The sequence below is a fragment of the Alginatibacterium sediminis genome (assembly GCF_003610775.1).
Classification (GTDB): domain Bacteria; phylum Pseudomonadota; class Gammaproteobacteria; order Enterobacterales; family Celerinatantimonadaceae; genus Alginatibacterium; species Alginatibacterium sediminis.
This window is the reverse complement of the sequence record NZ_RAQO01000012.1, coordinates 87,248-101,187: the sequence shown is the minus strand read 5'-3', so window position 1 is coordinate 101,187 and position 13,940 is coordinate 87,248. Positions and strand designations below refer to the sequence as shown.

17 protein-coding genes are annotated in these 13,940 nt (G+C 44.8%); 14 read left to right on the top strand and 3 right to left on the bottom strand.

Annotated features, from left to right (window positions below; all coding sequences use genetic code 11):
• Positions 1-2 precede the first annotated feature (2 nt).
• From gspF to DBZ36_RS19200, 9 genes are read left to right on the top strand one after another with little or no spacing between them, the layout of a single operon-like run.
• Entirely contained in the window at positions 3-1,217 is a 1,215-nt protein-coding gene (gene gspF / locus DBZ36_RS19240) for a type II secretion system inner membrane protein GspF (RefSeq protein WP_120356609.1), read from the top strand.
• A complete protein-coding gene (gene gspG, locus DBZ36_RS19235) occupies positions 1,217-1,654 on the top strand; it encodes a type II secretion system major pseudopilin GspG (RefSeq protein ID WP_120356608.1) in 438 nt (145 codons plus the stop codon). The genes gspF and gspG overlap by 1 nt, the downstream gene beginning before the upstream one ends.
• Before the next feature lie 7 nt (positions 1,655-1,661).
• On the top strand, positions 1,662-2,243 hold the full coding sequence (gspH, locus tag DBZ36_RS19230; protein WP_120356607.1) for a type II secretion system minor pseudopilin GspH: 582 nt from the start codon (positions 1,662-1,664) through the stop codon (positions 2,241-2,243).
• The gene (gene gspI, locus DBZ36_RS19225) at positions 2,240-2,650 is read left to right on the top strand and encodes a type II secretion system minor pseudopilin GspI (RefSeq protein ID WP_233558188.1); all 411 of its coding nucleotides are present in this window, start codon (positions 2,240-2,242) and stop codon (positions 2,648-2,650) included. The genes gspH and gspI overlap by 4 nt, the downstream gene beginning before the upstream one ends.
• Positions 2,651-3,274 carry a type II secretion system minor pseudopilin GspJ gene (gene gspJ, locus DBZ36_RS19220; RefSeq protein ID WP_120356606.1) on the top strand — a complete coding sequence of 208 codons (624 nt, stop codon included), beginning with the start codon at positions 2,651-2,653 and terminating at the stop codon, positions 3,272-3,274.
• A complete protein-coding gene (gene gspK / locus DBZ36_RS19215) occupies positions 3,274-4,263 on the top strand; it encodes a type II secretion system minor pseudopilin GspK (protein WP_120356605.1) in 990 nt (329 codons plus the stop codon). The genes gspJ and gspK overlap by 1 nt, the downstream gene beginning before the upstream one ends.
• Entirely contained in the window at positions 4,260-5,519 is a 1,260-nt protein-coding gene (gspL, locus tag DBZ36_RS19210; protein WP_120356604.1) for a type II secretion system protein GspL, read from the top strand. Before gspK ends, gspL begins: the two co-directional genes overlap by 4 nt.
• On the top strand, positions 5,516-5,986 hold the full coding sequence (gspM, locus tag DBZ36_RS19205; protein ID WP_120356603.1) for a type II secretion system protein GspM: 471 nt from the start codon (positions 5,516-5,518) through the stop codon (positions 5,984-5,986). The genes gspL and gspM overlap by 4 nt, the downstream gene beginning before the upstream one ends.
• The gene (locus tag DBZ36_RS19200; RefSeq protein ID WP_158589152.1) at positions 5,983-6,744 is read left to right on the top strand and encodes a type II secretion system protein N; all 762 of its coding nucleotides are present in this window, start codon (positions 5,983-5,985) and stop codon (positions 6,742-6,744) included. Before gspM ends, DBZ36_RS19200 begins: the two co-directional genes overlap by 4 nt.
• Here DBZ36_RS19200 and yrfG read toward each other — a convergent pair.
• Positions 6,733-7,404, bottom strand: coding sequence for a GMP/IMP nucleotidase (yrfG, locus tag DBZ36_RS19195; protein WP_120356601.1), 672 nt, complete (start codon positions 7,402-7,404; stop codon positions 6,733-6,735). The two genes, DBZ36_RS19200 and yrfG, sit on opposite strands and share 12 nt — an antisense overlap.
• A gap of 78 nt (positions 7,405-7,482) precedes the next feature.
• Between yrfG and nudE the strand changes: the two genes are divergently transcribed.
• From nudE to DBZ36_RS19175, 4 genes are all read left to right on the top strand, one after another.
• Entirely contained in the window at positions 7,483-8,049 is a 567-nt protein-coding gene (gene nudE, locus DBZ36_RS19190) for an ADP compounds hydrolase NudE (RefSeq protein WP_120356600.1), read from the top strand.
• Positions 8,042-8,863: a 3'(2'),5'-bisphosphate nucleotidase CysQ gene (cysQ, locus tag DBZ36_RS19185; RefSeq protein WP_120356599.1), complete on the top strand. Its 822-nt coding sequence runs from the start codon at positions 8,042-8,044 to the stop codon at positions 8,861-8,863. Before nudE ends, cysQ begins: the two co-directional genes overlap by 8 nt.
• 138 nt (positions 8,864-9,001) lie before the next feature.
• Positions 9,002-9,388: a c-type cytochrome gene (locus tag DBZ36_RS19180; protein ID WP_199711935.1), complete on the top strand. Its 387-nt coding sequence runs from the start codon at positions 9,002-9,004 to the stop codon at positions 9,386-9,388.
• 44 nt (positions 9,389-9,432) lie between these two features.
• A complete protein-coding gene (locus tag DBZ36_RS19175; protein WP_120356598.1) occupies positions 9,433-10,221 on the top strand; it encodes an AAC(3) family N-acetyltransferase in 789 nt (262 codons plus the stop codon).
• 13 nt (positions 10,222-10,234) lie between these two features.
• Here DBZ36_RS19175 and ylqF read toward each other — a convergent pair whose 3' ends face one another.
• On the bottom strand, positions 10,235-11,161 hold the full coding sequence (gene ylqF / locus DBZ36_RS19170; protein ID WP_120356597.1) for a ribosome biogenesis GTPase YlqF: 927 nt from the start codon (positions 11,159-11,161) through the stop codon (positions 10,235-10,237).
• A gap of 166 nt (positions 11,162-11,327) precedes the next feature.
• Between ylqF and DBZ36_RS19165 the strand changes: the two genes are divergently transcribed.
• On the top strand, positions 11,328-12,956 hold the full coding sequence (locus DBZ36_RS19165) for a methyl-accepting chemotaxis protein (protein ID WP_120356596.1): 1,629 nt from the start codon (positions 11,328-11,330) through the stop codon (positions 12,954-12,956).
• A gap of 66 nt (positions 12,957-13,022) precedes the next feature.
• Here the strand turns inward: DBZ36_RS19165 and DBZ36_RS19160 are convergent, their stop codons facing one another.
• Positions 13,023-13,874 (bottom strand): SDR family oxidoreductase, encoded by an 852-nt coding sequence (locus DBZ36_RS19160; RefSeq protein WP_120356595.1) that lies wholly within the window; start codon positions 13,872-13,874, stop codon positions 13,023-13,025.
• Positions 13,875-13,940 lie beyond the last annotated feature (66 nt).

Genomic DNA, 13,940 nt, shown 5'->3' with positions numbered 1-13,940 from the left:
ACGTGCCTGCGTTTGAATATCAAGCCATTGATGCTAAAGGTAAAACTTGTAAAGGAGTATTTGAAGCCGATACACCTAGGCTTTTGCGCAGTCACTTAAGAGAACAAGGCTTACAGATATTTGATTACAAATTAGTTAATCAACAATCTAAACATAAACTTAAAGGCGGCTCAAAAACAACGGTATCTGCCGCAGACTTGGCATTAATTACTCGCCAACTGGCAACCTTAATCAGCGCGGGATTACCTATCGAAGAATCTATCGAAGCGGTTTCCCAACAGTGTGAAAAACCAAAGTTACAAGCTGTCATTGTCGCTGTGCGCTCAAAAGTACTAGAAGGTCATAGCCTTGCTGAATCGATGCAGGAATTTCCTCGGGTATTCAACCACTTGTACTGTGCAATGGTAGCCGCCGGAGAGAAGTCTGGACATTTAGACGGGGTACTTGAACGTCTCGCCGATTACACCGAACAGCGTCAAGCTCTGCGTTTAAAGACGCTGCAAGCAACTATCTACCCTGCAGTGTTAACCCTGGTGTCGATAGCGGTGGTGGTATTGTTATTGGTGTCAGTGGTGCCCAAAGTTGTTAGCCAGTTTGTCAACATGGGACAGCAACTACCATGGACAACTCAACTCCTGATCAATACATCTGAATTTATCGCAAGTTACGGCATCGTTTTATTTATCGTCGTTGTTTTTGTGCAGCAATTAGTAAAGCGTTTGTTGCTAAACCCGCCGCTTCGGTTGGCTTGGGACAAGCGAGTGTTGTTTTTACCGGTGATTGGTCGAGTGAGTCGGCAGTTGAATACCGCCCGTTATGCTCGAACCCTAAGTATCCTGAATAGCAGTTCAGTTCCTTTGTTAGAAAGCATGGCCATTTCAGCCCAAGTGCTTGGCAATATGCATATGCGAAGCTTATTGTTGACCGCAGCTGAACAGGTACGTGAAGGTAGTGGTTTATACCAAGTTCTAGACGCAACTCACTTGTTTCCACCGATGATGTTGCACATGGTGTCAAGTGGAGAACGCTCGGGGGAATTGGGACAAATGCTCCATCGTGCTGCTGACAATCAAGATCAACAATTTGAAGCACAAGTTAGTATTGCGTTAGGGGTATTTGAACCAGCGCTGATCGTATCGATGGCAGGTATAGTCCTATTTATTGTGATGGCAATTCTACAACCAATTTTAGAACTTAATAATTTGATGGGGATGTAATGAAAGCAGCGAATAAACGTCAAGCTACACTAGGATTTACCTTGCTTGAAGTGATGGTTGTGGTGGTCATTCTGGGCATACTTGCCAGTGTGGTCGTGCCAAACTTAATGGGTAATAAGGATGTCGCAAACCGTCAGAAAGTTAAATCAGATTTAGTGAGCTTTGAAAATCAATTGGATTTATATCGCTTGGCTAATGACCGTTATCCTACAACCGAACAAGGTCTAGAAGCTTTGGTTGAAAAACCTACCATTGAGCCGCTTCCGCGACGTTATCCTGAAGATGGCTATCTACGTCGCTTACAGCAAGATCCTTGGGGTAACGATTACATTCTAATTAGTCCCGGCGAAAATGGGAAAATTGATGTGTTTTCAATGGGGCCGGACGGTGAAGAAGGCACAGAGGACGACTTAGGGAACTGGGATATGGATTTTTAAATAGACCATGATAAACGCGACGGCGCGAGGATTCACCTTAATGGAAGTGATGCTAGTAGCACTAATCATGGGCCTACTAGCAACAGCCGTTGCGGTTCGTATTGTACCAACGCAGCAAGATAGTGAACGCCAACTACAACAATTTTCTACAGTACTCACTTACGCGCAAGAGCAAGCCTTAATCAGTGGTCGTCCGATAGGGATGCACGTCAATGCTCAGCAGATTCACTGGCTAGTTTTAAACATCGAAGACAAGATTACGTGGCGCTGGAGTATCGTTGACCAAAAGCCTTTGTTACCGCAAACTTTTGAAGCCTTGGAACTGGAGTTACAACTAGACGGATTCGATCAAGGTGAAGATTTACGACTTAGTAGCGATACACTAGCTAGCGGAGATTTTGGTGTTGCTAGTCAACGTATATTCGAGCGTGACTTTGTCACCGAGCAAACCCAAGAGCTTAGCCCCCAAGTGTTGATTTCTCCCGGTGGAGAAGTGACACCCTTTGTGTTGCATGCCAGAGATGAGCAACAACACTGGCGTATAAGTGTTGATGATCTTGGCCAGCATCAACTTGAGCCTATTAAATGAAAACGTTGAATGTGCCAAGTCGTGGACTTAAACATCAACAGGGAATGACCTTGCTCGAGGTGATGGTCGCGATGGCAATTCTTGCGATAGCAGGCGTGACTATCGCGCAAAGTGCATCAGGGCATCTGCGTTCGCTACAAATGCTAGAGCAAAATACCTATGCCTTGTGGGTTGCTGACAATCAAATGGCCGATTTGGTACTTACCCAAGACTGGCGTAGCGCCGCTGGTGATAAAGGCACAGAACAAGTTGCACAACAGACCTTTTTTTGGCGTTGGGAGCGCGTGGCGACGTCCGATCCCGAATTTTTAGCGTTACGTGTATTCGTCTACGAAAGCGAAAATCTGCTAAATAAACGCGATAATCCAATTGCCCAGCTGCAAACCTATGTTTGGGACGGATCGTAGATGCGCCAAATTCAGCATGGATTCACCCTTGTGGAACTAATGGTCGCTGTTGCGATTTTCAGTTTCTTGAGCCTAGCTAGTTATCAGATGCTGCAAGGCGTTTTGAATACTGATAAACAAGCAGAAGTACATGCTAAACGATTGGCTGAGGTGAACCGTGCCTTTGTACTCATTGGCCGAGATATTAACCAATTAGTTGATCGTCGCATTCGTCAAAATGGAGAGCAACATCAAAGCTCTTTTAATGCGGGCTTATTTGAGAACGATAGTGAAAGTTACGGCTTGGAAATATTACGCAGTGGCTGGAGTAACCCTCAAGCAATGCTACCTCGTTCACAATTGCAAAAAGTTGAATATATACAACAGCAAGACAGTCTTCTTAGGCGCCACTATTACTACGCGGATACGAGCGTTGGCGATGAGGGAAGAGCCCAAGTAATATTGAGCGAAATTGAATCGTTTGAACTGCGTTTTATGGACGATGGTCAGTGGTTGGAAAAATTTGACAGTGAACAATCAAAGCTACCAAAAGCGCTGGAAGTTAACATACAACTTAAAGACTTAGGAAAGCTAAGACGAGTGTTTATGGCTAATGATATTACGACTCAGGTAGAAAGCTTGTGATGATTAGTGCGCAGCGACAACGCGGTGCCGCATTGGTTACCGTGATGCTTATTGTCGCACTGATGGTTATTGTCGCTAGTGGATTTGTGCAGCGAACCTCAACCTCAATTGCGCGTGTCTCCTTGCTAAAGGAAGATCGCAAGCTCTACTGGTATCTTGAAGGGGCGCAGCAATTTGTACTAAAAATATTGGCCCAAGACTTATCGGATAACGAACAAGTGAGCTTGGGTCAGTATTGGGCCACCGAGGGTTTAGTTTTCCCAATTGAAGATATACAAGTTGCTGGCGAAGTGCTTGATGCACAAGCGTGTTTTAATCTAAACGCATTAACTACGATCAGCGGCGATGAAACGTTTGAAGCGACCGATGAGCTTAGCCCAACAGAGCTGTTATTTAAAAACATACTCATGAGTGGAGATATTGATGAGTATCAAGCTAGTCAGCTACTGCAAGCTCTTCAAGATTGGCTAGACGAAGATACAGTACCTCGAGAACTTGGAGCCGAAGATGGAATTTACGAAGCCAAAACCCCACCTTATCTTCCGGCCAATCAAGCGCTATTGGAAATAAGCGAATTGCGGGCAGTTGAAGGTTATCAGCAGAGCATTTACCACTTCCTCGAACACTTAAGCTGTGCGCTTCCAATCACTGAGTTAGTTATCAATGTAAATACGTTAAAAGCTGAGCAAAGCCCGATATTGATGGCTTTGTTTTATCCAAGTTTAAGTCAAGATGATGCTATAAGCTTGTTAGATGATCGACCGCGAGAAGGTTACGAGAGTATCGAAAGCTTTGTTGAACTCGCATCAGCGAAGGGACATTCTTTGGCCCGAGAAGACTTTAACACTCTACTAGGATTAAGTAGCCAATACTTTAAATTGCGTTTAGTCGCGCAGTCCGACAATAGTCAACAAGAGCAATCAGCACTGATTTATATGCAAGACGGGCAAGCGCAGATATTACGACGACAATTAGGAATACAATTGTGAATGAAACCTTGATCTTACATTGGCCGGCAAGCAAGCAATCAAGTGTGATGTGGGTAGTCTATGACAATCTTGGGGCTAAGCTAATCTCTAGCGGTCAGTGCAAGATTGAACAGTTAAGTGAACTGCAAACTAAAACTAAACAACGTCAAGTTATTGTACTCATGCCTGCGAGATTATGCCGTGTCATTAGCCTAGAGTTAGCCAAAAGTGCACAGCGTAAATGGCGGAAATTAGTTCCTTACATGTTAGAAGATGAGCTTGCGCACGACCCTGAAGAGCTGCACTTTGCTTTATTAAAACGCCAAGCAACAACCATGTCATTTGTGGTCTGCCAAAAGCAGTATATCAATCAAATATTAGACCAACTAAATACGCTTGAAATTAAACTTAGTCAACTCGTTCCTGATGCCTTATTGCTTGAGCAAGAAGGGGACAACTATACCGGTTTAAGAATCGATGATGAATGGCTTCTACGTGGCCCCGAACTGCTATTTTGTGGGGTTAAAACGAAACAAATTGAGTTCGTCCTGGCGGCTATTGCAGCCCAAACTAAGCTTACAGACAATTCAGGTTCCGAAATAGTTGATGAAACTACAGAGGATGCTGCGCAGCCTTTGCGCCTACAGAGCTATCATGCGCTGAAACTGAGCCCTAGTTTAGAGCAAGACTGGGAAGTTCATGCTTTGGAGCCGCAACTCCCACTTGAAGTGTTAGCGCAAGGCCTACAAGTACAACAATTCAGTTTGCTTCAGGGCGAATTTGAAGCGGAAAATCCTTGGCGAGAGACGTTCGCACATTGGAAAAAAGTACTCGTTGCCGCGAGTATCTGTTTAGCCTTATTAGTTGGGGAACAATACCTTGAACTGAGGCAACTGCAAGCGCAAAGCCAACAAACAACTGAGCAGCTGCGCGACCTTTATAAAGAGGTGTTTCCAAATGCAAGACGCTTTAGAGACTCCCAAATTCAACGTGATTTTAAACGGGTATTAGCTCAGCAGGCTAGCGGTGGTTTAAACCCAGACATTGAGATACTAATTGCCTTAGAACCGGCGTTTGCAAAGGTACCGGATCTAGACGTAAGCTCACTGCGTTTTGACCAATCACGCGGCGAGCTCAGGGTTCAAGCCCAAGCGGATAGCTATCAAAGCTTTGATAAATTTTCTAGGATCGCCAGTGATTTTGAGGTGGAACAAGGTGCAATGAGCCAAGGAAAAAATAAAGTGCAAGGCAGTTTAGTCATACGGAGTCGCCAATGAAACAGTGGTGGGTACAACTGCAAAAAAGAGAGCAACAACTGCTTATTGTTGCTTCAATGTTCGCGTTTTTTGCCTTGGTATATTGGGGGATTTGGCAACCATTGAGCAGTCAAAAAGCAAACCTGAGTCAGCGCCTACAAACTCAGCAAGTTCTATTGGACTGGGCCTTGGACAATCGAGATCGCTTAAAACAAGCACCGCAACAAGCTGACGGCAGCTTTGACAATTTGAACCAGTTGGTAAGTAGCACAGCAAGAGCCAATGCAATTACTATCACTCGTTTACTACCCAAGGAAAATCAAGTTGAGTTGTGGATTGATGCGGTTCGATTTGAATCCTTACTTACTTGGTTGGAACAACTAAAAAAGAACCATGGTGTTAGCACACTACTCCTAGAAGTCGAAGAAATTGAACAGCGTAGCGCGTGGGTAAAAGTTCGGCGTTTGAAACTAGGAGAGTCTCAGTGAGCAAGGTGCTTAAGCCAATAGTATGGGCTTGTTTGCTAGTCTCGATTGCCATCTGGGGATTTATAAAACTATTGCCGGTTAGCGCTGTTTTGGCATGGACACCAAACTCAACTCCCTTAGCTTGGAAACAAGCAAAGGGAAGTTTATGGGAAGGTAGCGTTAAGAGCTTAGCCTATGCGGGGCAAGAGTTAGGTCCGATCCATTGGCAATGGTTGGCTGGCGACTTGTTAAAAGGGCGCTGGGCATATCATGTCCAAGTTGGAAACGGACGGCTCGGAGGAGGTGAGGGTATAGTCGCTAAATCATTGTATGGTTGGCAATTAACTGATGTGAATGTTTACTTACCTGCACAACGCTTAAACGACACCGTTGCGCTTATGCTACCTGTGAGCGTTGATGGACTTTTGGAGCTACAGATAAGGCTGCTTGACTGGACCGAGTCCTGCCAGCAAACGATTACTGAATTTACCTGGCGAGGACCACAGATTGCCAGTCCGCTTGGCGTACTCGAATTTGAAAATGTTGTTGGTCAGATAAGCTGTGACCAACAACAGCTGAGTTTGGAAATTAAGCATAATGACTCTAAGCTTGACTTAGAAGCAGAGATTTTGGTTTCGTCCTCGCAATGGCTTAGCAGTGGTAAACTTAAAGCTGGTGCCGGTCTTGATAAGCAGTATCACGATTTACTGCCGTATATAGGGCAAGCAGATGCGCGTGGCTATTATCGTTTTAATGATAGTGGCCCATTAATGTGGTGAAACTGGGTCAAATAGTTCGTTATATAAATCTACAGCGCGGTGGCGCTCAAAAACTTTGCTTTGGTTTTGGCTATCTGGAGTTTTAATACCTAGGGTATATGCAATGCCAAAGTTTGACGCAGCATCTAGCAGGTGCTCATTATCGTCAACAAATAGACAACGACTAGGATCGAAGGGGTAGGATTTTTGCAGTGCGCTCCAAAGCTCAGCTGCTTCTTTTGGGTATCCAAATTGATGGGTCGAAAACATTCGATCTAAATGAGTATCAATAGCTGTTTGTTGAATTTTTAGTTCCAGGCCATCGGGATGGCAATTGGTTAACAATACTCGCTGGATCCCTAGCTGCGATAATTTTGACAAAAAATCCTTGGAATCGGCTCTCCAAGCAATACGGGCACTAAGCTCAGGGCTTGATTTAAGCGCTCTCACATCGAGCTGAGTCACTTGGCTCCAATGATCAAGACAATACCAATCCAAGCTACCAGCAACAGCTTGATAGTGCTGGTAAAGGACGGCTTCAGCTTGTGCATGGCTGATTGCGTGTGCCTTGGCATAACAAGCTGGCAAATGCTGCAACCAAAAATAGTTGTCGTAGTGGAGGTCGAGTAAGGTGCCGTCCATATCGAGTAAGACAGTGTCTATTTGTTGCCAGTCAAACATGTAGATGCGCTTTTTCTTGTCAGTTTAGGCTTGGCAGTGTAACAATGTTGTAAACATAAAATAAGGTTATTGAGTGTTATGCGTCGCGGACCACCAAAGATCCATCGCAGTCATACTGTTGCCCAAAGTCGATTTTTTCAAATTGAAGCCTTGGATCTTGAGTTTAGCAATGGTGAGCAACGCGTCTACGAACGCCTCAAAGGAGGTGGACGTGGCGGGGTTATGGTATTACCTCTGGATGAAAACGATGAGCTAATCTTGATTAGCGAATACGCCGCAGGCAGCGAACGCTACGAACTAGGATTTCCTAAAGGCTTAGTTGACCTTGGCGAAGCCCCTCTTGATGCTGCTAATCGCGAGTTACAAGAAGAAATAGGCTATAAGGCCGGTCGTTTGGATTTGTTGTGTGACTTAAGTGTTGCCCCAAGTTATTTTACTAGCTCTATGTCGATATACTTGGGCCGGGACTTAAGCCCAAGTCAGCTAGAAGGTGATGAACCTGAGCCATTGGATCAAGTGAGGGTCCCATTGGCACAAATTGATACACTATTACTAAACCCTCAATTTAAAGAGGCTCGTAGTGTCGCTGCCTTATTGATGTTAGAGCGTAAGTTACGCTTCGAACAAGGAGATACGGATGCCTAATATTGACCAACTATTAGAGCCAGCGATAACGATATGTCAAGACGCTGGACGTCTCATAAAAGCGATCTATTTGGAAAATAGCTATCAATCTGAAACCAAGGCCGATGATACCTTGGTTACGAGTGCCGATATTGCCGCTCATCATCAAATTATAGCGGCGCTCAAACGTTTAAGTCCTGAGATTCCAATCCTCTCAGAAGAAGATGCTGACATTGCGTATGAAAAGCGAAAACAGTGGTCGAGTTATTGGATTGTTGATCCACTCGATGGCACTCAAGAATTTGTAGCACGCTCCGGTGATTTTGCTAGTGAATTAGCGTTGATTGTAGATGGTGAGCCTGTTCTAGGTGTGGTTTATGGTCCAATGCAAGATGTTTGTTATTTCGCAGTTAAAGGAAATGGCGCATTTAAGCGCGACTCCGGCGGTACCAAGGCGATAACCGTTCAGCAGCATCATCAGCATCCTGCTCAAGTTCATATTGCGGTTAGTCGGGTACAAAAACTTGCCATACTGCATTCAGGACTCGATCCTGAATTTGATTATCGATTTACCCCTTTAGGCAGTGCGAGTTTGAAAAGCTGTTTAGTGGCTGAAGGTAAAGCTGACGTCTATGTACGCTTAGGTCCAACTGGAGAGTGGGATACAGCTGCGCCGCAGATTATTTTGCGCGAGGCAGGCGGTGATTTACAAGATTTAAGCATGCAACCACTTAGCTATAATCAACGTGAAAGTTTGATTAATCCAAATTTTGCAGCGCTTGGTGATTTGAATTTGCCATGGCTAAAAATATTAGCAGGATTGGAACGACGTTGATGACAGGGTATACTGCCAGATATCAAGGATGTACCTACTTAGATAACAATCTAAAAACATAATAATATTCAGGAGAGACCCCTAGTGAAGCTGATCCACAAAGCCGTTGTTGTCAAAACCATCGTTGTCGCAGCCCTCATGGCGATGAGTTCTAGTCTTTTTGCTGCGGACATGAGCGATGCTGCAATCGCTGATCGTATTACACCTGTTGGTCAGGTTTATCTCGATGGTGAAATAGATGTTAACAAAGCACCAACAGCGAGTGCTGATACAGGTCCGCGTGATGGTGCAAGTGTTTATCAGAGCTTCTGTTTCGCATGCCATGGAACTGGCGCAGCCGGTGCTCCGAAAAAAGGCGATACAGCTGAGTGGGATGCTCGCCTAGCTCAAGGCGAAGATACCTTATTTGACCACGCTTGGAATGGTTTTACCGGCGCAAAGGGTATGATGCCGGCTAAAGGAACGTGTATGGATTGTAGCGAAGATGAAATTAAAGATGCAATTGCGTTTTTAGTCGCTCCTTAGAGTATCTTTAGCAGTATAGCTACCAAACTATACTGCTGTTCATAATGACCCATATTCACCAAAGCCTACAATCTCAGTTAAAGGCCGCTAGTATTGATACGCAGCGGCCTCTACTTGTTCATTCTTCAATGAAAGCCATTGGACATGTTGATGGTGGCCCGCAAACGGTACTAGATACATTTTGTGACCACCTTAATGTCGAACAGTCGAATCCTGGTTTACTCATCTTCCCTAGTCATAGTTGGCTCGACGAAAGCAATCCTGGTGGTGTTTTCAAGGTGCAAAGCGAGCCTTCATGTGTGGGTTTGCTTTCAGAGTTGTTTCGCCAGCGCAGTGGGGTTCAACGCTCAAAGCACCCTACCCATAGTGTATGTGCTATCGGCAAAGGTGCTGAGGAATATCTTGCGCTTGACGATCAGGCTCAAAGCCCTTGTCCGCCCAAAGGGTGTTGGGGGGAGCTCGCTAATATGCAGGCGCAGATCGCCTTTATTGGCTGCACTTTGAGTAGTAATACATTTATACATAGCCTAGAAGAAAAAGCCAATGTACCCAATCGGTTAGGAAATCCTTTGCACTTAGTAATTGAGTCGCAAGCTTATCGCCGGCAAGTGCTTATGCAACGCCATCAAGCTCCAGTAAAAGACGTATCCAGGCACTATGTGAAGCTTGCACCAGCCTTATACAAGCATGGCGCACTTAAGCAATTTGAGTTTGGTGACGCTGCTTGCTATTTGCTCGATGCAGCTAAAACGCAGGCTATCTGCCTAAAGCTTTTGAATCGCGATAGCGACCTATTTGGAGATCCAGCCCCAATTCCAAACGACTGGTTTTAATGTCAGATAAACGCTAGTAACGACGCGGTCTTTTACGGCGCTTTTGTTTATTAGGATCGGCAGCTTTCTCTGCCAACATGATGTCCACGGCAGCTTGTTCAGCAACAGCCATCTCGGGACTTTCAAGCGTAATTCGGCCTAAGGTCGCATCCCTTAATTCATTAAGTACAATTGTCGATACTTTGGTGAAATCAATATGTCCGCCGCGCACTAAACAACCCCGTTTTCTTCCTATTTCTTCGAGCAGTTCAATTTCAGACTCAGGCAAACTCTCAAACCCGTAGCGTTCTTTAATGAGTGTCGGGTAGGCCAACAGTAGGTACTCTGCAGCAAAGGCCGCAACTTCATCATGACTGATAGCAGTGTCTTTAACTGCCCCTGTTACTGCTAATCGGTAGCCGCTGGCTTCATTATCGAACTTGGGCCAAAGCATGCCCGGAGTGTCACGCAGTACTATATGCCCATCTAAGCGAATTCGTTGTTGAGCTTTGGTAACGGCTGGCTCATTACCGGTTTTAGCCACAATGCGGCCCGCAAGGATATTGATTAGCGTCGATTTTCCAACATTGGGAATACCACAAATTAAAGCGTTAATCTGTTTATCTGCGCTACCTTTATTGGGCACTGTTTGACGCACTAGCTTTAGTAATTGACTAGCCATTTGTGGTTGTTGGGCACAGCTAATTGCAAACGTTTTGATGCCACGCTCTTTTTCCAAATGAGCTTGCCAGGCTTGAGTCAGCTCTGGATCCGCCAAGTCACTTTTGTTAAGCACTTTAATACAGGGTTTGTCACCTCGAAGACTCGATACCATCGGGTTTTCGCTGCTGTACGGGATGCGAGCATCAAGTACTTCGATAATCACGTCAACGCCAGGCATAATTTCGCCGATCTCTTTTTGGGCTTTATGCATATGCCCGGGATACCACTGAATGGCCATTACTTGTCCTCACCTATCGTTGTGCGCGAAGTTTAGCTGAAAATGCCGATGAACTCGAATATTGAATATAGTTAACAAATGTGTAGGACATTAGCATGAACTGCCCGATAGTGTGCCCACGATTGAATTAAACGTTTACGCTAAGACTCACAACAGGATCCCTTGAATGCGAAATAGTATTAAATTTCAGATGACAGTATCGCTTGCGGTGATGGGTTTAATGCTCATTGTGGTTGCCAGTCTAGGTTTTAGAATGGGAAGTAAAACAGAATCTGAATTGAACTCAGTAAACCAAAAAATCTTACCAGCACTTGAAGCGGTTCTAAATGGAGACCGAGATTTATACCAGGCGCAGCAAGCTTTACTTCAGGCACTTATCATCGATCCTAATTCGTCCGAACTATCTCAAAAAGTTAACAATTATGAAGGAAACGCAAGGCAAGCTAAGAATTTAATGAATCTTTTTGAGCGTTTGTTTGCCGAACAACTTAATGCTTCGGAAACAACATCATTTCGCAGAGACTTTGAGCGATGGGAACAGGCTTCGAGGCTAGTATTTACCAAAGTTAAAAAGGAAGGAACCGCGCAAGCGATTGCGTACACTCAAGCTACGGTAGAGCCGCTTTTCGAAACGCTAAGAGAACACTATGATACTCGGACTGAAATTGTTGAAGTGTTTGCTGATCAAGTAAATGTCAAAGCAATGGAAAACATTTCCGAGAACAAGACGATTATGGTTATTGTCACCCTAATTTCTATAGGCTTCTCCATTATTGTGGCGTATTTTGGACCAACCTTAATGGTTCGGGCCTTAGATTTAGTGCAGACCCGTATTGATGAAATCGCCAGCGGCGATGGCGATCTAACGCTACGTATAGCGTCCACCCGCGAAGATGAAATAGGCAAACTATCCAATAGCTTTGATGCCTTTGTAGCAAAGCTAGAGACCTTGATTAAATCTATAAGTGACCAATCAAGTACCTTAGAGATGTCCATGGGTGACCTAAATAGCTCAACGCGTCAAAGTGCTGATATAGGTCAAGAGCAAAGTAAATCGGTTGAATTGGTTGCGACGGCGGTCAATGAAATGAGCGTTGCGATTCGAGAAGTTGCCAATAACGCCAGTCATACTGCTGAAGAAATAAACCAAGTGAATTTGCAGGCTGAACAAAGCCAGCAGGTTACCCTACAATCAAAGCAACAAATCGAATCCTTGTCCGAGACTGTAGCTGCAGCCTCTAAAGTAATTCAGCGTTTATCTGAGGATTCTAATAGTATTGCTTCGGTATTGGATGTAATTAGAGGTATCGCGGAACAAACCAACTTACTTGCGTTAAATGCTGCTATTGAAGCGGCGCGAGCGGGAGAGCAAGGGCGTGGTTTTGCAGTGGTTGCCGATGAAGTACGAAATTTGGCTAGCAAAACTCAACAATCTACCGAAGATATTCAAAAGATGATTGAAACCTTGCAAAACCGCGTGACTGAAGCCGTTGACTCGATTGCACTTGGCAGTTCTGCAGCAGAAATGACAGTAGAGCTCGCGGATAAGACTCAGCTATCGCTGGCTCAAATTCTCGAATATAGCTCAAGTGTTGCTGAAGTTAGTGCGTCAACTGCGACGTCTACAGAAGAGCAAAGCCATGTAACGGAAGATATTGATCGCAACTTGGTTGAACTGGCAGATAAAACGAGAAGTAATAGTGAGCTATCAGCGCAGACTACAGCTGTAGCTCAGCGTTCACTAAACCAAGCTCAGCAATTAAAAGCGATGTTATCTCAATTTAAAACTAGCTAGGTAAGTGACTCAGTTTTCACTTGTTCATGAGTATTAGGGCAGCGTGTCCACGCAGCCCTAATGTTTTTATTTCAGAAAACGCTCAAAGATTTCTGCTTGCATGCGCTTACCATCGGGATCGGCTTGGGTTTTGAACTTGCAAAGGTCTTCGGCCCATTCCGAGGTTCGGATTCGGATCGGCGGTTGTTCGAGGCTTGCAATTTTAGCAACCACTTGCGCTACTTCAAGTGCGGTTTGATAAACAGCGTGCCCATCGGTTGCAGCACGTTTTTGTGCATTACCGATATAGTTTTCTAAAATGCTCTGATAAGCATCTGCTTTCATACCGCCACCATCTTGAAATTGGCGCAGTGCGCTATTGGCAAATTCACTTTGAATCCCGCCTGGCTCAACCACTGTAAAGTGAATGCCAAAGCTTGGGCTTATATAACTAGCCATTGATTCGGTGTAACCTTCAACCGCAAACTTAGCCGCGCAATAAATCTCATTAAAAGGTTGACCAACAAGCCCCCCAACCGAGCCGATGTTAATGATATGGCCGCTGTTTTGGGCTCGCATTTGTGGCAAAACTGCTTTGGTAGTACGAACAATTCCTTTGAAATTTACATCCAAAACCCATTCAACTTCTTCTTCGGTTGCTTGTTCTGTCGTACGTACAAATCCAGCTCCTGCGTTATTGACCAGCAGGTCTAGTTGCCCTTCTGCGCTAACAATAGTTTCAATGCAACTGATTACACTAGTGGATTGGCTAACATCAAGACTGACTACATTGATGTTAGCTGATTCAATTAAACGCGGGTCAGCTTTGGTGGTATCACGCATCGAGGCGTAAACCGTCCAATTTTGTTGCGCCATTAGTAAGGCCAATTCTAAGCCTAAGCCTGTTGAAGTACCGGTGATTAATGCAACGTGTTTCATTTTGTACATCCTTGGATTCGAATTTACTGATAACGAGCTGGGCCAGCTTTCGTCAGCCCAAAGTAT

What these genes read in the sequence shown, in the direction of transcription:
- gspG (WP_120356608.1), top strand. Translation starts at nt 1,217, where the DNA reads ATGAAAGCAGCGAATAAACGTCAAGCTACACTAGGATTTACCTTGCTT.
- gspH (WP_120356607.1), top strand. Translation starts at nt 1,662, where the DNA reads ATGATAAACGCGACGGCGCGAGGATTCACCTTAATGGAAGTGATGCTA.
- gspI (WP_233558188.1), top strand. Translation starts at nt 2,240, where the DNA reads ATGAAAACGTTGAATGTGCCAAGTCGTGGACTTAAACATCAACAGGGA.
- gspJ (WP_120356606.1), top strand. Translation starts at nt 2,651, where the DNA reads ATGCGCCAAATTCAGCATGGATTCACCCTTGTGGAACTAATGGTCGCT.
- gspK (WP_120356605.1), top strand. Translation starts at nt 3,274, where the DNA reads ATGATTAGTGCGCAGCGACAACGCGGTGCCGCATTGGTTACCGTGATG.
- gspM (WP_120356603.1), top strand. Translation starts at nt 5,516, where the DNA reads ATGAAACAGTGGTGGGTACAACTGCAAAAAAGAGAGCAACAACTGCTT.
- yrfG (WP_120356601.1), bottom strand. Translation starts at nt 7,404, where the DNA reads ATGTTTGACTGGCAACAAATAGACACTGTCTTACTCGATATGGACGGC.
- nudE (WP_120356600.1), top strand. Translation starts at nt 7,483, where the DNA reads ATGCGTCGCGGACCACCAAAGATCCATCGCAGTCATACTGTTGCCCAA.
- cysQ (WP_120356599.1), top strand. Translation starts at nt 8,042, where the DNA reads ATGCCTAATATTGACCAACTATTAGAGCCAGCGATAACGATATGTCAA.
- DBZ36_RS19180 (WP_199711935.1), top strand. Translation starts at nt 9,002, where the DNA reads ATGGCGATGAGTTCTAGTCTTTTTGCTGCGGACATGAGCGATGCTGCA.
- DBZ36_RS19175 (WP_120356598.1), top strand. Translation starts at nt 9,433, where the DNA reads ATGACCCATATTCACCAAAGCCTACAATCTCAGTTAAAGGCCGCTAGT.
- ylqF (WP_120356597.1), bottom strand. Translation starts at nt 11,161, where the DNA reads ATGGCCATTCAGTGGTATCCCGGGCATATGCATAAAGCCCAAAAAGAG.
- DBZ36_RS19165 (WP_120356596.1), top strand. Translation starts at nt 11,328, where the DNA reads ATGCGAAATAGTATTAAATTTCAGATGACAGTATCGCTTGCGGTGATG.
- DBZ36_RS19160 (WP_120356595.1), bottom strand. Translation starts at nt 13,874, where the DNA reads ATGAAACACGTTGCATTAATCACCGGTACTTCAACAGGCTTAGGCTTA.